At 70.6% G+C, this 17976-nt stretch carries 11 protein-coding genes; 8 read left to right on the top strand and 3 right to left on the bottom strand.

All coding sequences use genetic code 11. The features are described 5' to 3' along the window. From QSK10_RS03125 to QSK10_RS03095, 7 genes are all read left to right on the top strand, one after another. Positions 1–4872, top strand: a complete 4872-nt coding sequence (locus QSK10_RS03125) for an NAD-glutamate dehydrogenase (protein WP_432705288.1) — start codon at positions 1–3, stop codon at positions 4870–4872. Between the two features lie 221 nt (positions 4873–5093). Beyond that, entirely contained in the window at positions 5094–6167 is a 1074-nt protein-coding gene (locus tag QSK10_RS03120; protein WP_285661042.1) for a golvesin C-terminal-like domain-containing protein, read from the top strand. 144 nt (positions 6168–6311) lie between these two features. Continuing rightward, positions 6312–7202, top strand: coding sequence for an SCO2525 family SAM-dependent methyltransferase (locus QSK10_RS03115; RefSeq protein ID WP_285661041.1), 891 nt, complete (start codon positions 6312–6314; stop codon positions 7200–7202). A gap of 252 nt (positions 7203–7454) precedes the next feature. Then, positions 7455–8405 (top strand): hypothetical protein, encoded by a 951-nt coding sequence (locus QSK10_RS03110; protein WP_285661040.1) that lies wholly within the window; start codon positions 7455–7457, stop codon positions 8403–8405. Between the two features lie 39 nt (positions 8406–8444). After that, entirely contained in the window at positions 8445–10304 is a 1860-nt protein-coding gene (locus QSK10_RS03105; RefSeq protein ID WP_285661039.1) for an SCO2524 family protein, read from the top strand. Positions 10305–10307: 3 nt separating this feature from the next. Beyond that, on the top strand, positions 10308–11225 hold the full coding sequence (locus tag QSK10_RS03100; RefSeq protein WP_285661038.1) for an SCO2523 family variant P-loop protein: 918 nt from the start codon (positions 10308–10310) through the stop codon (positions 11223–11225). Beyond that, entirely contained in the window at positions 11222–12220 is a 999-nt protein-coding gene (locus QSK10_RS03095) for an SCO2522 family protein (RefSeq protein WP_285661037.1), read from the top strand. The genes QSK10_RS03100 and QSK10_RS03095 overlap by 4 nt, the downstream gene beginning before the upstream one ends. Here QSK10_RS03095 and QSK10_RS03090 read toward each other — a convergent pair. Together QSK10_RS03090 and QSK10_RS03085 are read right to left on the bottom strand one after the other, a co-directional pair. After that, positions 12217–13182, bottom strand: a complete 966-nt coding sequence (locus tag QSK10_RS03090) for a DUF6879 family protein (protein WP_285661036.1) — start codon at positions 13180–13182, stop codon at positions 12217–12219. The genes QSK10_RS03095 and QSK10_RS03090 overlap by 4 nt on opposite strands. Positions 13183–13213: 31 nt before the next feature. Next, entirely contained in the window at positions 13214–14140 is a 927-nt protein-coding gene (locus tag QSK10_RS03085) for an SCO2521 family protein (RefSeq protein WP_285661035.1), read from the bottom strand. 184 nt (positions 14141–14324) lie between these two features. Here QSK10_RS03085 and QSK10_RS03080 point away from each other — a divergent pair, with 184 nt between their 5' ends. After that, positions 14325–15332: an FAD-dependent oxidoreductase gene (locus QSK10_RS03080; protein ID WP_285661034.1), complete on the top strand. Its 1008-nt coding sequence runs from the start codon at positions 14325–14327 to the stop codon at positions 15330–15332. A 1077-nt stretch (positions 15333–16409) separates the two neighbouring features. Here QSK10_RS03080 and QSK10_RS03075 read toward each other — a convergent pair. After that, a complete protein-coding gene (locus tag QSK10_RS03075; RefSeq protein ID WP_285661033.1) occupies positions 16410–17885 on the bottom strand; it encodes a glycoside hydrolase family 3 protein in 1476 nt (491 codons plus the stop codon). Positions 17886–17976: the final 91 nt, after the last annotated feature.

Below are 17976 nucleotides of genomic sequence, written 5' to 3'. Positions count from 1 at the left end.
ATGCTGCCCATGGTGTCAGACGACGAAGCTTCCGAAGGCAATCTCGACGACGACGTTCCCAATAGGGAACGACTCGTCGCCGACGCCGTAGCGCTGACGGGAGGGGACGCGGACCTGGCGGAGCTGCTAAGGCTCTACTGGCGACTGGTGCCCGACGAGGATCTCGTCGGCCGCGATCCCGAGGACCTGGTGGCGATAACCGTCCACCACCGAGAGCTCGCCGGGCAGCGGCTCCCGGGCGAGGTGAAGCTCTCCCTGTCCGCCACCGAGCCGGGTCCGCCCGAGGCCCTGCACGACGGCGCGCGCACCGTCATCGACATCGTGACCGATGACATGCCGTTCCTCGTCGACTCCCTCACGGCGCTGTTCACGCGCCGCAACATCGAGGTCCACCTGCTGGTGCACCCGCAGGTGCAGCTCCGCCGCGCGGTCATGGGCGCCCTTGAGACGGTGCCGGCCGACTCCGACCCCGCGGGAGTCGCCGAGAGCTGGATGCACATCGAGATCGAGCGGCAGCGCGAGACCGGGGACGTCGAGGCGCTGCACAATGACATCCTGCGGGTCCTCACCGACGTCCGCGAGGTCGTCGAGGACTGGCAGCGCATGCGCGACCAGGCCCTGGGCCTGGCCGACTCGCTCAGCCGCGCCGACAAGCAGCCGCCGGTGCCCGGCAAGGACATCACCGACGCCGTCGACCTGCTGCGCTGGCTCACCGACGACCACTTCACGTTCCTGGGCTACCGCGAGTACCGGCTCAAGGAGACCCCGCAGGGCCAGGCCCTGTGCGCGGTCCTCGGCACCGGCCTGGGCATCCTGCGCCAGGACCAGGTCGCGCCGAAGGTGCTGACCACGATGGCGCCCGAGGCGGCCGAGAAGGTCCTTGAGAAGCGCCTGCTGATCATCACCAAGGCCAACTCGAAGTCCACCGTCCACCGCAACGCCTACCTGGACTACATCGGCTTCAAGGTCTTCGACGACGACGGCAACGTCATCGGCGAGCGCCGCTTCCTGGGCTTGTTCACCTCCGCGGCCTACCTGCACTCGGTGCGGGAGCTGCCGGTGGTGCGCCGCAAGGTCGCCGAGGTGCTCCAGCGGTCGGGTCTGGCCGCGACGGGCCACTCGGGCAAGGACCTCCTGGCGATCATGGAGACCTACCCGCGCGACGACCTGTTCCAGATCACCACCGACGAGCTGTACGCGACCACGATGGGCGTGCTGCGGCTGGCGGGCCGCCGCAGGCTGCGGCTGTTCCTGCGCAAGGACGCCTACGGCCGGTTCATCTCGTGCCTGCTGTTCCTGCCGCGCGACCGCTTCAACACCGACAACCGGCTCAAGATCGAGACGATCCTGTCGGAGCGCCTCAACGCCGTCGGCGCCGACTACACCACGCGGGTGGCCGACTCGCCGCTGGCGCGCATCCACTACATCATCCACACCGACCCGGCGAACCCGCCGGCGAACGTGGACGTCGAGGAGATCCAGAACGCGCTGAGCGAGGCGACCCGGTCCTGGGACGCCGACTTCGCGCTGCTGCTGGACCTCAAGCTCGGCGAGGAGCAGGCGCACGAGCTGTACCAGCGCTACGTCCACGCGTTCTCGCAGACGTACAAGGACGAGCACACGCCCTTCGAGGCGGCCAAGGACATCATGAAGCTGGAGCTCCTCGACGAGCCCGGCGAGCTGGCGCTGCACCTGTTCCGGCACCGCAAGCGCGATGACGACGTTCGCTTCAAGGTGTTCCGCTACGGCGAGCCGATGATGCTGTCGGCGGTGCTGCCGGTGCTGCACTCCCTGGGCGTGCAGGTCGCCGACGAGCGCCCCTACGAGATCGACCGGAACGACGACGTCATCTACGTCTACAACTTCGGCCTGAAGCTCCCCTCGGACCTGGAGGTGCAGGTCCCGCAGGTGCGCACGAAGGTGGAGAACGCCTTCTCGGCGGCCTGGCGCGGCGAGTCCGAGGTCGACGGCTTCAACGAGCTGGTGCTGCGGGCGAACCTGACCTGGCGGCAGGTGGTCATCCTGCGCGCCTACGCCAAGTACCTGCGGCAGGCCGGTTCGATCCACTCGCAGCGGTTCATGTGGCAGACCTTCGTGGCGCACCCGCACATCGCGGCGGCCATGGTGGAGCTGTTCGAGACCCGCTTCGACCCGGAGCTGCAGCTGACCGCCGGGGCCCGCGACGAGTCGGCCGCGGCCATCGTCGAGCGGATCCGCACCGACCTGGACCAGGTCGCCAGCCTCGACGCCGACCGGATCATGCGGGCGTTCCTGCTGCTGATCCAGTCGACCCTGCGCACGTCCTACTTCCAGAAGGCGCAGCGCGCGAAGTCGCCGGTGTCGTTCAAGCTGGACCCGCAGCGGCTCGCCGACCTGCTCCCGGCGCCGCGGCCGAAGTACGAGATCTTCGTGTACTCGCCCGACTTCGAGGGCGTGCACCTGCGCTTCGGCGCCGTGGCGCGCGGTGGCCTGCGCTGGTCGGACCGGCGGGAGGACTTCCGCACCGAGATCCTGGGCCTGGTCAAGGCGCAGATGGTGAAGAACTCGGTGATCGTGCCGGTGGGCGCCAAGGGCGGTTTCGTCCTGAAGAACCCGCCCGCCGACCGCGACGCGTTCTTCGCCGAGGGCGTGGCCTGCTACAAGGCGTTCATCTCGGCGCTGCTGGACATCACCGACAACCTCGACCCCTCCGGCAAGGTCGTGCCTCCGGTGGAGGTCGTCCGCCACGACGGCGACGACCCGTACCTGGTGGTGGCCGCCGACAAGGGCACCGCGACGTTCTCCGACATCGCCAATGAGATCGCGGTGGCCTACGGCTTCTGGCTGGGCGACGCCTTCGCCTCGGGCGGCTCGGCCGGTTACGACCACAAGAAGATGGGCATCACCGCGCGCGGCGCGTGGGAGTCGGTCAAGCACCACTTCCGGGAGCTGGGCACCGACACCCAGACGCAGGACTTCACCTGCGTCGGCGTGGGCGACATGGCCGGTGACGTCTTCGGCAACGGGATGCTGCTCAGCGAGCACATCAAGCTGGTCGCGGCGTTCAACCACATGCACGTGTTCCTGGACCCGGACCCCGACCCGGCGGTCTCCTTCGCCGAGCGGCGGCGCATGTTCGACCTGCCGCGCTCGACGTGGGACGACTACGACAAGTCGCTGATCAGCGCCGGCGGCGGCGTCTACCCGCGCAGCCTCAAGGCGATCCCGGTCAGCCCGCAGGTCCGCGCGGCCCTCGGGCTCGGCGAGGACGTCACCGCGATGGCCCCGAACGACCTGATCCACGCGATCCTGTCGGCCCCGGTGGACCTGCTGTGGAACGGTGGCATCGGCACCTACGTCAAGGCGCACACCGAGACCAACGCCGAGGTCGGCGACAAGGCCAACGACACCCTGCGCGTCGACGGCCGCGAGCTGCGCTGCAAGGTCGTCGGCGAGGGCGGCAACCTGGGCCTGACCCAGCTCGGCCGGGTGGAGTTCGCGCTGAACGGCGGGCACGTGGCCACCGACTTCATCGACAACTCCGCCGGGGTGGACTGCTCCGACCACGAGGTCAACATCAAGGTCCTGCTGTCGCGGGCGATCACCTCGGGGAAGCTCGACGTCGCCGACCGCGACGGCCTGCTGGCCGAGATGACCGACGAGGTCGGCGAGCTGGTCCTGCGCGACAACTACGAGCAGAGCACCGCCCTGGGCGTGGCCACCACGCAGTCGCTGACGCTGCTGCCGGTACACCGCCGCCTGCTGTCCTACCTGGAGAAGCACGCCGGGCTGGACCGCCGTCTGGAGGGCCTGCCGGAGGACGACGAGCTGACCCAGCGCGCGAAGAGCGGCATGGGCCTGACCCGTCCGGAGTTCGCCGTCGGCCTGTCCTACGTGAAGATCGACCTGGAGAACGAGATCCTCGACTCGGCGCTGCCGGACGACGTGTGGACCTCCTCGGTCCTCACCGACTACTTCCCGCACCCGCTGCGGGAACGGTTCGCCCGGATCATGCCCGAGCACCCGCTGCGCCGCGAGATCGTGACGACCGCGCTGGTCAACGAGGTGGTCAACCGGGGTGGCACGTCCTTCGTGTTCCGCGTGGTGGAGGAGACCGGGGCGTCCTCGGCCGACGCCATCCGCGCCTACACGGTGATCCGCGACGTCTTCGGGCTGCGGTCGCTGTGGAAGGACGTGGAGGCCCTCGACAACGTGGCCACCACCGACGCGCAGGTCGCCGCCTACCTGGTGATCCGCCGCCTGCTGGACCGGGGCGTGCGCTGGCTGGTGCAGAACCGGCGCGTCCCGATCGACGTGCAGTCGGAGATCGGGCGGCTGCGGGACGGCGTGTCGGCGCTGCTGGGCCGGATGCCGGAGCTGCTGCGCGGCTCGGAGCACGCGGCGATGGTGCGTTACGCCGGGCGTCTGGCCGACAGCGGCCTGCCGCCGGAGCTGGCCGAGCGGCTGTCGTGCCTGATCTACGGTTTCGGGCTCATCGACGTGGTCGAGGTGGCCGCGGCTTCGGGCCGTCCGCTGGAAGAGGTCGCCGAGGTGTACTTCACCATCAACGACCGCTTCACCGTCGACGCGGTGCTGGACCGGATCTCCGACCTGCCGCGCGAGGACCGCTGGCAGACGCTGGCGCGCATGGCGCTGCGCTACGACCTGTACGCGGCCGTCGCGGCGCTCACCGCGGAGGTCCTGACCTCCACCGAGGCCGAGGACACCGCCGCCGAGCGGGTCACCTCGTGGGAGGGCCAGAACGCGCCCACCCTGGAGCGGGTGCAGAACGCGATGGGCGAGTTCGTCCACTCGCGGGCCGACCTGGCGGCGCTGTCGGTGCTGCTGCGGCAGATCCGCACCCTTGTGCAGGCGTCGGCCTCGGCGTCCTGAGCGGGAACGACCTGAGGCGGGCCGGGACGGATGTCCCGGCCCGCCTTCGTTGGCTCGTGGGCTGAATCCGTGAAATCGCCGCGCCCGCGGTTCCACCTGCCCCCATGCCGTTCGGTCACCGTCGCGCGCCCGTGCGGATCTTCCGTGACCGGCGCCACTCATGGTAGGAAGACTTCCGTAAGAAACGATCACCGGTAGGAAACCTTCACCCGGAGGGCGCGATGTCGACCGATCCCTTAATCTCCAGACGCACCGCCCTGCGCGGTGGCCTGCTGCTCGGCGCCGGCATCGCCGTGGGCGGCTTCGAAGTGACACTGGCGTCGGACGCGGCCGCGGCGGCCGTGCCCAATCCCGGCATCGCCAGTTGCACTACGTGGGGAGCCCGCGCCGTCGGCGGACTCAACGAGATCGCCACCCGCCCCAACAAGATCCTGGTCCACCACACCGACACGCCCAACCAGACCGACGTCTCCAAGGACGCCGCCTACCGCCTGGCGCGGTCGATCCAGAACTACCACATGGACCACAATGGCTGGTCCGACACCGGCCAGCACTTCACCAACAGCCGCGGCGGCTACGTCATGGAGGGCCGCCACACCAGCCTGGCCCACCTCACCAGCGGCAGCGGCATGGTCGTCGGCGCGCACTGCCCCGGCCAGAACAACCAGGCCATCGGCATCGAGAACGAGGGCACCTACATGACGGCCGAACCCCCGGCCGCCCAGTGGAACCGCCTCATCGACCTGTGCGCCTACATCTGCCAGCAGTACGCCATCGCGCCCACCCAGATCTTCGGGCACCGCGACTACCTGGCCACCGACTGCCCCGGCGACGTCCTCTACGCCAAGCTCCCGGCCCTGCGCCAGGCCGTCGCCGACCGCCTCAACGGCACGCCGCCGTCCTTCCAGGTCGTCCTGGACGCCCCCACGGCCGGCGCCAACTGGGGCTCCTCCAGCTACTCGGCCCAGCGCTACGGCGCCGACTACCGGTACGCCTCCCCCCAGGCGGTCTCCGACGGCGCGTACTACCGGGCCACCCTCCCCGCGGCCGGGAACTACAAGGTGGAAACCTGGTACCCGGCCGACCCCGGCTACAACCCGAGCACGCCGTTCGTCGTCTTCGCCTCCGGCGGCAACAGCACCGTCACCGTCGACCAGCGCGCCAACGGCGGCAAGTGGACGAACCTGGGTACCTTCGCCTTCGGCGGCGGCGAGCGCGACATCCTCGCCGTCAGCCGCTGGAGCTCCGGCGCCGGCTACGTCATCGCCGACGCCGTGCGGGTGACCGCCGTCTAGGCGGCCCGCCGAGACTCGGTCCCGCCGGGCGCCGTCGCCAGGGCCCGGCGGGGCCGACACGTACGGGGGAACGTCGGATCACCGACGATTGCAGCTTAATGACAGCGGCCCCTGTGGACCTTCTCTAAGGTCTACGTTGGATAGATGGCTTCTTTCACGCCACCGGGGACGCCCATGGACGAGCAGGAACGCGAAGACCACCAGCCCACCCCAGCCCGGCACCTCACTCCCCATCTCGCCACCCCGGCGGGGGAGACCAGAGCGCACGACCCCGCGCCCGCACTCGACGGGCGCCGCCTCAACGGCGACTTCCCATGGGACGACTTCGACTCCGAGTCCTACTGGGCCCTCAACTTCAAGACCCTGCGCGACGACGACCGCGAGATCATCGAGGTCATCGGCGACTTCTTCGACGCCGAGTGCGGCGGCCGCACCGGCCTCCACGGCATCGACGTCGGCCCCGGCGCCAATCTCTACCCGGCCCTGGCCATGCTCCCCTTCTGCGCCGAGATCCGCCTCCACGAGTTCGCCGCCAGCAACGTCCGCTGGCTGGGCGAGGAGGTCACCGGCTACCGCGCCGAATGGGACCCGTTCTGGGCGGTGCTCGCCGAGCGGCGCGCCTACCGCTCGGTCGCCGACCCTCGCGCCCGGCTCAGAGAGGTCGCGCGGCCTTATCACGACAGCGTGTTCGAGCTGCCGTCCCCGAACCTCCCGGCGGCCACCTGGGACATCGGCACGATGTTCTTCGGCGCCGAGTCGATGACCACCGATCTCGGCGAGTTCGACCGGGCCCTGGAGGGCTTCGCCCAGGCCCTCAAGCCGGGCGCGCCCTTCGCCGTGGCGTTCATGATGGGCTCGCAGGGCTACTGGGTCGGCGAGATCTTCTACCCGGCCGTGTCCATCTACCCCGAGGACGTCCACCGGCACCTGGGGCGTCTGTCGGAGGGACTGAGCGTGAAGGTGGTCGGTGAGGACGCCACCCTCCGCGAGGGATACCACGGGATGATGATCGCCACCGGTCGCGTCAAGACGTGATGAATAGCCGTTCGGACACGGCCCGGTCTCGAAACGGCGCTTGCCGAGAGTGGGTCCACTGTGGAGGATTGTGCGCGGGATCGCGCACGTGGCGCCGGGTCTGAGCGGGGTGTTCCGCACCTCCCGAACGCGCTCCAGGCACGCGCCCGCGCGACCGTAACGCGGGCGCGTCAGTGTCGTTAAGTGAATCGTCCGCGCCGATCGATTTCGGCTCGGTTCTTCTGGGTGGCCAGGGGCGAAACGGGAGCGCGAATGTCGTCTACGCAGGGTGCGCCGGTCTCCGATGAGGCCGACGCCGACGGACAGCGGCACGCCGCCGGCACGATGACGGCGGGACCGCGCTCCGGCGCGGCCCAGGTCACCGGCCGGTCGGACGGCGGCGGCAACCACGGGGTCAACGCCGACTATCAGTGGGACGCCTTCGATTCCGAGGCGTACAAGGAGCACAATTACGCGAACCTGCGCGATGACGACCGCCAGATACTGGTGCGCATCCGCGATTTCTTCACCTCCGCCTTCGCGCTGGACGCCCCGCGCGAGAAATGGGCCTCGATCGACGTCGGTCCCGGCGCCAATCTGTATCCCTCGCTGGCGCTGCTGCCCTATTCGCGTTCCATTCGCCTCTACGAGCACTCGCGCAGCAATGTGGACTGGCTGCGCGCGGAGATCTTCGCCGAGCACGGCTACCGGCCGAACTGGGACGAGTTCTGGACGGTCCTGTGCGAGCGCACTCCCTACCACCTTCTCGCCGAACCGCGCGTGCGGCTGAAGGAGGTCGCCGAGCTCGACCGGCACAGCGTGCTTGAGGAACCGGGTGTCCTTGAGGAACCGGGTGCCCTGGACGAGCCGGGCTCCGGCGCGGGCGCGCTGCACCTCCCGGCGGCCTCGTGGGACGCCGGGACGATGTTCTTCGTCGCCGAATCGCTGACCGGCGACTACGGTGAGTTCGCCCGCGCGGTGGAGAACTTCGTGCGCGCGCTGCGCCCGGGGGCGCCCTTCGCGGCGGCGTTCATGCGGCTCTCGCAGGGCTACACCGTGGCGGGACGCCGCTTCCCGGCCGTTGCGATCACGGAAGACGATGTGTCAGAGTTGCTCGGGAAGCTCGCGTCCGATGTGGACGTCCATGTGCTCGACGAGGCCCCCACGCTGCGGGCCGGTTACGCGGGCATGATCATCGCCACGGGGCGGGCGGGGGACAACTGAAGCGGTGACACGCTTTCGGGCGATGGAGGGTGAAGGTCCATGAGGGTCCAGCCGCGGCAGCATCTCCTTGAGGTCTGGAAGGCGCTGGTCGCCATGAGTCTCGACGACAAGGGCGAATGGGTCTGGCGGGGGCGGTCCGACAAGGACACGGTCAGCGACGCGCAGCAATTGCTGTGCCTGGTCTTCCCGGCGGTCGAACTGGAGGGTTTCCGCCTGGAGAATCCAGACGAGACCGACCAGGACGTCCTCGACGCCTTGCAGCCCCTGGGCGACGCGGTGGCGATTCCGCGCAAGGTCGTCGACATCGCCACCAGCTATCTGGAGCGCCATTCCGACCCGATCGGCGACCCGCTGTTCTCCGGCGGGCGGAACTTCATTCCGATCCGCGACGGCAAGCCCGCCGATGACGAGCTGCCCAGTGAGGCGCAGCTGCTGATCGACGTGACCGAGTCCTTCGCGCTCTCGGTGACGCTGACGCTGGCGCTGCTGGGCTTCGTGCGCGAGTACCGCAAGATGGCCAGCCGGCAGGCGCTGCAGGAGAAGATCAACCGCCTGGAGATCCTGGCCAGCAAGCGGCTGACGGCGGCGCTGGTCGGCCTGATGCGCAGTTTCACGGTCAACACCTTCGACGTCTCCGAGCGCCCCGGCAAGGTCCTGCTGGAGTCGATGGGCCTGACGGGCAACCCCAGCCGCCGCGAAATCGACGATCTCCAGCGCGCGCTGCGCGGCGTGTCCAACGGCCTGCGCGACCTGACCGTCGGATCCGGCAAGGACGCCGAGGTCACCGGACCGACCACGCTCTTCGAGTGCGGCTGGTCCTGGGGCACCATCTCGGGCGCCCCGGAGGTCGACTTCAGCGCCAGCGGCGGCGCCCAGCGCGTCGGCTACGCCTCGGACGAGCCCTATCTGTACTTCACCACGGTGGCCCTCGACGGCATCGCCGACCTGTTCACCGAGCGCACGCGCGCGCTGGGCCTGCTCGACCCCGAGCAGCAGCGCCTGGCGCAGGCGCTCCAGCTGCGCTGGGACCTGACGCAGCAGTACTGGGCGGTGCTGTCCTCCTACGGCGGCGGGCGCTGGCCGCTGGAGAACATCCCGTGGCGCACCACCGACGACCTGGAGTCGGACTACTACACCGCGCTGGTGTCGGCGATCGTCGTGCGCGAGCTGATCGTCCGGGCCGCCGGCGAACGCGAGATCACCCGGCTGGCCGACATCCTCGGCGAGCTGGCCAACCGCACCCGCATCACCCGCCGGGCGATGGACACCGACCCGGCGATCTCGCTGCACGACGGCGTCGCCGTGGAGCTGGTCGGTTCCGACAAGCCCGGCGGTCCCGCGCTGGCGTGGGTGGCCCGCGACTTCGCGCCGGTGCTGCTGAAGCGGTCGCTGGCGCTGGTCCCGTTCACCTCCCGCAACCGCCGCGACGACCTCATCGACCTCATCGACGACCTGTGGGGGCACCTGGAGCGCCGCCGCCTGGACCGGCGTCCCCGCTCCAAGGACGGCAAGGGCCTGTGGGACGAGCCGGGCCGCGCCTTCGACGCGATCCCCCTCGGGGAGCGGGTCCACTGGCAGCCCACGCACCGCGTGGTGGAGAGCCTGGTGTCGGGCGCGCGCTTCGTCCAGGGCGACCCGCCGCCGAGTCCCGACCTGGAGGAGACCGGGCGGATCCTGCTCACCGAGGCCGAGCACCTCTACGACCAGGAGCTGTTCGGCGGCGGCCCGGAGAGCGGCGACTCGATGCAGCGCGCCCTCTCCGGCATCAAGGCCAACCTGGACCGCGCCCGCATCATCCTGGGCAAGCGCCCGGGCAGCGCGGTGACGCTGATCCAGGACGCCCTGCGCGAGCTGGACCGCCTGGCCGCGGCCCGCGAGTCCGCCGAGCGGGTGATCTGAGCCATGCTGGTCTTCGCGACGTCCGACAAGGGAGGCACCGGCCGCTCGGTGACCAGCAGCAACATCATCTACCGGCGCGCCCTCGGCGGCCACGACGTGGCCTACCTCGACTTCGACTTCGGCTCGCCCACCGCGGGCGCGATCTTCGGTCTGCGCGCCTCGCAGGGCACCCGCACCGGTTTCGGGATGCACCGCTACCTGCGCGGTTTCGACGGCGTGGACGAGCCGCAGGCGATCGACATCTGGGGCGAGACCGAGCGGCAGGGCCTGCGCAACCGGCCCGACGGCTCGGGCAACCTGGTGCTGTTCCCCGGCGACGAGGGCGGCGGCGAGTTCGCCAGCAACAAGGACGTCGTGGCGCGCTGCGTGCGGCTGTTCACCCGCCTGGAGGAGGAGTTCTCCATGGTGCTGGTGGACCTGAGCGCCGGGCGGTCCTACGCCACGCACATCGTGCTGCAGGCCCTGGCCGACCGCAGGCTGTCGAAGGTGATGTCGCGCTGGCTGGTGTTCCACCGCTGGACCCGCCAGCACGTGCTGGCCGCCAGCAACCTCGTCTACGGCAAGGACGGCCTGCTGGAGTCGGGCGAGCAGCACAAGCTGGGCGCCGACCAGTTCCTGCAGATGATCCGCTTCGTGCGCACCGCCGTGGTCGATCCGCGCTCGACGGACCTGTCCGCGCTGCGCCCGACGCAGCTGGCGTGGCTGACCGACACCAACAAGGAGCTCCAGAAGCTGGCCAGCGAGCTGCGGCTGGGCCGCACCAGCACGCTGGGCAGCGTCCCGCTGGACCCGGTGCTCCAGTGGCGCGAGCAGATCATCACCGACACCGACACCATCACCCGGCAGATCGCCAATCCCGCGACGGTGGACTCCTTCGTGAACCTCGGCAAGAAGCTGGCCGACGACTGGTCGGAACTGTGACCTCCGGGGCCGCGGTGTTCTCCGAGTACAGCGCGGAACCACGGGTGGTGTCCACACCGCTGGCGCACCTGTCGATCGAACTCGGGCACCTGTACATGGAGGACTACGCCGGGGGCAGGCCGCGGCTGCGCGAGCACTTCACGCGCGTCCGCCGCTGGGCCGAGACCGCCTCGGAGGACGTCGCGGCACTGCTCACCGGCCGCACGCCCCGGGTGAGCACGTGCTTCCTGATCGACGACTACTTCACCCGCTTCCCGAGCCCGGCCGGCGTCATCGAGGACGTGCTCGGCGCGGCCGAGGACGCCGGGGTCCGCGTCGACTACCTCGCCCGCGAGGCCGCGTGCGCGAAGTCGCGCTCGGGGCCCGACGGGAAGTTCGTGGAGCCGGTGCGGCTCATGATCGACCGCCTGGTGGACGAGCCGCCGCCCGGCACCAACGGCGCCCGCCCGCTGGCCAAGGAGGTCGGCTGGCTGTGCAACGGCGAGCGCGGCCCGTCGATGGTCCCGCAGGCGATGGAGGAACCCGAGCCGTGGAGCGCCCCCCGCGAGCACGCCCGCAACCGGCACTCGATCTTCCTCGACGTGGAGTTGTGGGACGGCCCGGAGGACGCCCCCACGTGGTCGTGCCCGCTGCTGGCTGCGGTGTGGCAGCTGCTGCGGCTGGGGCTGCTGCGCGACGGCGGTGAGGTCGTCGTCCCGCCGGAGCCTTGCCCGCCGACGCGGCGGATGACCGACGACTGGGACGAGCTGCCGGGCATCATGACGGTCAACCCGAACGCGGCGCCGTTCGCCGCGTACCGGACCTTCACGATCCTCGACCGGCGCTTCCAGAACATCGAGCACGCCGTGGGCGCCATCCTCGGGCAGACGCGCGTGGACCGCGAAGTGCTGGAGCAGATCGCCCGGCGCGCCCGCGGTGAGCGCCTGGAGCTGCCCGATGAGCTGACCGAGCGGCTGGACTACCTGTTCATCGGGCGTCCCTGGACGGCCCCCTAGCCCAGCGGCGCCTTCCCGAGCGGGATCGCCGCGTCCCACAGGTCGGCGAACATCTGCCTGCGGCGGGCCACGCGCTGCTCGTCGGGCACCAGGCGTGTGTCGACGATGACCGGGGTGGCCTCGGTCTGCTCGGAGGCGGGCGTCGTCTCGTAGCTGAGGGTGCCGTCGAAGACGATGAAGTCGACGAGGGCCTTCGTGCTGCGGGGACGCCGCTCGGGCGGCAGGACCCGCACCTCGATGCCCAGCTGCTCCTGCTCGCGGGTGACCTGGTCCAGGGCCTGCGGGTTCGGGTCGAGGGGATTGAGGACGTGGACGCGCCGCACGCGCACCCCGCGCCGCACCGACCTGGCCTGCTCGGTGAGGTAGAGGCGGCCGATGTGGCTGCTGAGGAAGTGCTCGGTGCCCACGTCGACGGTGTCGAGGGAGACGGCGTCGATGGAGTGGTGCGCCAGCCGGGTCAGGCTGATCAGCCAGTCGCGGTCCTCGCCCTCGTAGCTGACGTCGCCGCCGCGCGCGAGGTCCTCCAGGATCGCCGAGACGCGGGCGATCTCGGTGCGCGCCAGGTCCAGCACGAGCTGCGGGACGATGGGGGTGATGTGGGTGGCGCTGCGGATGAGCCGGACGATGTCGTCGATCGGCAGGCCCGAGCCGTCCATCTCGCGGGACAGCTTCGCCGCCTCGTTGATCTTGGAGAAGTCGGAGTGGATCAGCGAACGCGTCGCCGAGCTCTCCTTCTGGTAGGTGCGCTCCACGGAGTCCAGCCGGCGTTCGACGTCCACCAGGAACTGCGTCACGAACGCCACCGAACCCAGGAACACCGAGCTGAGCCAGGACCACGGCCCGTTCGGCAGGACCAGTTCGGTCAGACCGAAGCCGAGGGCGCCGATCACGCCGGTGACCAGCACCTTGCGGAGGATGTTGGAGCGTTGTTTGGCGATGGCGGGTGGGTCGGGGGCGGTCACGGTGCCTCCCTCGGGCGGGCGTCCGCGCCGGTCAGTACTCGCCGAGCCGGCCCCGGGAGGCGTCGATCGTGGCGAGCGTCATCTGATCGCGGATGCGGGCGATGAGTGTCTTCCACTGGCGGCTGAAACCCGGCCGCTTCTCCAGGCCCGCCCACAGGTCGGCCATCGTGTCGTCCAGGCGCGCGGCGGGCATCCACAGGTGGAGCATGTGGTCGATGACCGGGCGCAGGGTGCTGACGACGTCGGCGCGGCCGGCGGAGCCGATGAGGGCCCGTTCGACGTGCCGGATGGCGGTGGTGAGCAGCCAGTCGTGGACGGCGATGTCCTCGCTCAGAGCGGCCAGCGTGGAGACGTCGGCGTCCCTGGTGGTGATGAACTGCGCGGTCCGGGTGGTCTCCCCGTCGATGCGGAAGACCAGGCCGGGTTCGGAGCCGGTGCGCGCCACCCACCGCAGGCGCGTGCGCGGCCCCTTGAAAGGGGGACGCCGGTCGAGCCCGGCGTTCTTCTGGACGTCGTCGATGGTGCGCCCGCTGACCGAGCCCAGGTCGAGGGTCCCGCCGTTCTTGGCGATGTCGCCCAGCCCGGTGTACAGGCGGTCGGGGTCGGCGCGGCCGACGATCTCGATGACGCCGGGCCGGGCGATGTAATGCGACCACGGCAGCCGCCGGTCGGCGTCGCCGCGGACGATGCGCGCGTAGGTCGAGCCCTGCAGGACGTGCCGTCCCACCAGCAGGGCCCGGGTCGCGGCGGTGCCGATACCGCGCGCCCTGCCCTGCCCGTTCGGCAACTCGCAGTCGAGGCCGACGAGGCGCTCCGGGGAGATCGAGTGGGCGATGGGCCGTTCGGAGTGGCGGACCCGGGCGCCGTCCATCAGTCCGAGCAGCTCGCCGATGTCGCGCATGGGGACGGCCGTGGAATGCTGGAGGAGACCGGTGTGCACCTCCCCGACGGTGATCATCAAGGCTCCCCGTCCCTTTCCCCTATTGTTCCCGAGAGGTGCTGATCCTCCCCGGCGCACCGCTCGCGTACACCCCCCGTGCGGCCCTCCCGAGCATACCCGTTGCGGGTGTGCGGGGCACCGTCCAAGCTGGACTGTCGGATTGTGTATTCAAAAGCGGCGCGGATACCGCTAGCGTTGTCAGATGGTGTTCTCTGAAGGGACCGGCACCCCCCTCGAAGGCACGGGCGGCCCCACGGGTGATCGCGGCGCCGACGCCGTGATCATCGGTGCCGGGGTGTCCGGGCTGACCACCGGGGTGACGTTAGCCGAATCGGGCCTGGCCGTGCGCATCCTCGCCGAGCGCATGCCGTCCAGGACCACGTCGGCGCAGGCGGGGGCCAGCTGGGGGCCGTACGACATGGTCCTCGACGAGCGGGTCCTGCGCTGGAGCCGAGAAACCTACGAGGTGTTCGCCGAGATCTCGCGGAACACGCTATCCGGGGTGCGGATGGTGTACGGGACCGAGGCGTTCTACGAACACGTCGCCGAACCGCCGTCATGGGCCGTGGAAGTCCCCGACTACCGGCGCGGCCTGCCGAGCGGCCTGCCCGCGCATTATGTCGACGGGTGGCGCTACACCATTCCCATCGTCGAGATGACGGCCTATCTCAACCATCTCTCCGACCGCTTCGTCGCCGCCGGGGGCGCCATTGAGATTCGCGGACCCCTCGAATCATTCCGTGAAGTCCCGAAAACCGCCGCCGTGGTCAATTGCACCGGCCTGGAATCGCGGTGGCTCGTCCCCGACGCGGCCATGCGCCCCACCCGGGGACAGCTCGTCGTCGTCGACAACCCGGGCATCGACACGTTCTTCCAGGACAACCCGCTCGGCGATGACCTGACCTACATCCTTCCCCACGGCGACATCGTCATCCTCGGAGGCCACGCCGGTGACGCGGAGGCGGGCATGCGGCCCGATCCGGCCATCGCCAAGGCCATCCTCAAACGCTGCCGCACCGTAGACCCCCGCCTCGAAGAAGCCACCGTCATCGGCCACCGCGTCGGCGTCCGCCCCGGCCGCCCCGAAGCCCGCGTCGAACGCGACGCGAGGAAGGACATGCTGCTGATCCACAACTACGGGCACGGCGGATCGGGGGTGACCCTCTCCTGGGGGTGCGCGCGCGAAGTTGCCACGCTGCTGGACGGCTGACGGCGCTGGGGGATTCCCGGCGTTGTTTTTGTTTTGGGGTGGGGGGCGGGTGAGCGAGCGGAGCGATGGGGGTGAGCGAGCGGAGCGGGGCGGGTGAGGCGGGCCGGAGGCACGCGGAGGTCGCCGAGAGCGCCTGAGGCCGGAGGCCGAGGGGCGGCCGTGGGCGCGGGGAGGGTTTTGATCGCGTGTCGAAGAATGACGCGCGCGTGCAGCGGCGCAACCAACCCGGTTGGCCACGACCCAAGCGGGTGCCGAAGAACAGAGGCCGCTTCCGGCTCGGGGGAAATGTTGTGAGTTCCCGGGGTCCAGGGGACGGAGTTCCCTGGTGGGGGTCCAGGGGGCAAAGCCCCTTGGGCACCACGCGGAGAAGAAGACAAACCACGACCGCAAGTACCCACGCAGCCGAGAAGAGAAGCCGGGGTGGGGCGACGCGGGGCGGGGCCGGGACAGGGCAAGGCCGGAGCCGGGCTGGAGCGGGGCGAGGCCGGGGCGACGCAGGGCCGGGACGGTTCGGGGCCGGGGCGGCGCCCCGCTCTCCTTTTTCAAGCGAGTGACACCTGCGGTGCCATCTCGCCTCAGGGCCGTTTTGGTCGGGGTAGCAGGCGCTTCGCCCTGCACCAGACCAGGGCCTTGCCCTGGACCCACCAGGGAACTCCGTCCCCTGGACCCCGGAATCCCACAACATTTCTCCCGAGCCGATGGAAGCCTCCGCTCTTTGGCACACGGTTGCGTCGTGGCCGACCGGGTTGGTTGCGCCGCTGCACGCGCGCGTCTTTCTTAAACACGCGGTCAAGACACTTCTTCTCGCGTGGGTGCTCACCCTCGCGCCTCGGCCTGCGCCTCAGCACTCGCGTCGGCGTGCGCCTCGGCCTGCGGCCTCGCCACGCCCGCCGCCGAATGCGCCGCTCCGCGCGCATCCACCCCCGCCTCCGCATCCGCCTCCGACCCCGCGTCCACCCCCGCCTCCGGCTCGTCCGCTCCCGCCCTCTCCCGTCCTCTCCCGCCTCCGGCGGCAAACCAAAACCCCCGCGCAGGTGTCCGGGTCCACGCGGGGGTCTGGTCAGTGCTCTTCCAGTGCTAGTGCCCCAGCAACGCCTCCGTCGCCGCCTCCGCGTTCACCGGGGCGGCACCGTACGTCGCCACGTACGCCGCGGCTCCCGCCGGGCGCCAGGCCGCCGGCCAGCCCATCTCCACCAGGACCGTGGGGACGCCCGAGGCGGCCACGCCCTCCACCAGGCTGCGGGAGCGCTGGTGGCGGTGGGTGTCGCGGGCTACGACGACCACGGAGCGGCCGTCGGCGCGGGCGGTGACGGCGGTGACGTCGGCGGAGTCGTGGTCGACGTACATGGTCTCGGCGTCGGCGAGGCGCTTGGCGAGGAGCGGGGTGACGCCCCACGGGACGTCGCCGACGGCGATGTTTCCGGGGGTGTCGACCTGGACGATGAGGGCATCGCTCAGGTTGGGCAGGGTGCCTTCGACGTGGACGGCGCGGCGGGCCGCGCCCGCGCCGACACCGGCGGCCTCGGCCGCCGTCACGTCGCCGACGCCGGACAGCCAGCCGCGCAGCTCGTCGCCGCGCTTGGCCGCCTCGTACAGGCGCTCCTCGGGCAGCTCACCGGAGCGCACGGCGGCGACGATCGCGTCCACCGTCGCGTGCACCAGGTCCACCATCGGGCCGTTCTTCTGCTGCTCGCCACCGAAGCACACCAGGTCGCAGCCGGCGGCCAGGGCCAGGGCGACCGAGGCGGGGATGCCGCGCTCGCCGGAGACGCCGCGCATCTCCACCGCGTCGGTCATGACCGCGCCGGTGTAGCCCATCTCGCCGCGGAGCAGGTCGGTGAGGGCGGCGGGGGAGAGGGTCGCCGGGAGGTCCCCGGTGAGGACGGGGACGCGGATGTGGCCGGTCATGATGACCTTGGTCCCGGCCTCGATGGCCGCGGTGAAGGGGACCAGCTCGCGTTCCCGCAGGACGTCGAGGGGCACGTCCACGGTGGGGAGGGTGTGGTGGGAGTCGTCGACGGTGGCGCCGTGGCCGGGGAAGTGCTTGGCGCAGGCGGCCACGCCGGCGTCCTGGAGTCCGGCCACGGCCGCCGCGGCGTGCCGGGCGACGAGCCGCGGGTCGCGGCCGAAGGAGCGGGTGCCGATGACGGGGTTGTCGTCGGCGACGTTGATGTCGACGGCCGGAGCGCAGTTGACCGTCACGCCGACCGCGCGCAGCTCGTCGCCGATGGCGCGGTGGACCTTGCGGGTGAGTTCGACGTCGTCGACCGCGCCGAGCGCGGCGTTGCCGGGGTAGGGGCTGCCGGCGGCGTGGTGCAGGCGGGTGACGTCCCCGCCTTCCTCGTCGGCGCCGATGAGGGCGTCGGGCCGGACCGCGCGCAGCTGCGAGGTCAGCTCGGCGACCTGCGCGGGGTGGGCGATGTTGTACCCGAACAGGATGTAGCCGCCGAGACCTTCATCGAGAAGCTCCAGCGCCCACTTGGGGGCGCTGGTACCGGCGAAACCCGGCAAAAGCGTGCGGAGCGCGAGAGCGCGCAGGTCCACATCGGTCATAAGGGACACCAATCGCGAGCGGTACTAGCAGGAAAGTTGCCTATAAGAATAGTCGGTCCACGCCACCTATCGCCGCCCTCGACGCAATAGG

The sequence above is a fragment of the Actinorhabdospora filicis genome, assembly GCF_030269765.1.
Classification (GTDB): Bacteria; Actinomycetota; Actinomycetes; order Mycobacteriales; family Micromonosporaceae; genus Actinorhabdospora; species Actinorhabdospora filicis.
Note: the sequence above shows the minus strand (reverse complement) of the source record. Positions and strands in the feature narration are given on the sequence as shown.

Coding starts and splice junctions, on each gene's coding strand:
- QSK10_RS03085 (WP_285661035.1), bottom strand. CDS start 14,140: ATGATCACCGTCGGGGAGGTGCACACCGGTCTCCTCCAGCATTCCACG.
- QSK10_RS03080 (WP_285661034.1), top strand. CDS start 14,325: ATGGTGTTCTCTGAAGGGACCGGCACCCCCCTCGAAGGCACGGGCGGC.
- QSK10_RS03115 (WP_285661041.1), top strand. CDS start 6,312: ATGGCTTCTTTCACGCCACCGGGGACGCCCATGGACGAGCAGGAACGC.
- QSK10_RS03075 (WP_285661033.1), bottom strand. CDS start 17,885: ATGACCGATGTGGACCTGCGCGCTCTCGCGCTCCGCACGCTTTTGCCG.
- QSK10_RS03100 (WP_285661038.1), top strand. CDS start 10,308: ATGCTGGTCTTCGCGACGTCCGACAAGGGAGGCACCGGCCGCTCGGTG.
- QSK10_RS03110 (WP_285661040.1), top strand. CDS start 7,455: ATGTCGTCTACGCAGGGTGCGCCGGTCTCCGATGAGGCCGACGCCGAC.
- QSK10_RS03105 (WP_285661039.1), top strand. CDS start 8,445: ATGAGGGTCCAGCCGCGGCAGCATCTCCTTGAGGTCTGGAAGGCGCTG.
- QSK10_RS03120 (WP_285661042.1), top strand. CDS start 5,094: ATGTCGACCGATCCCTTAATCTCCAGACGCACCGCCCTGCGCGGTGGC.
- QSK10_RS03125 (WP_432705288.1), top strand. CDS start 1: ATGCTGCCCATGGTGTCAGACGACGAAGCTTCCGAAGGCAATCTCGAC.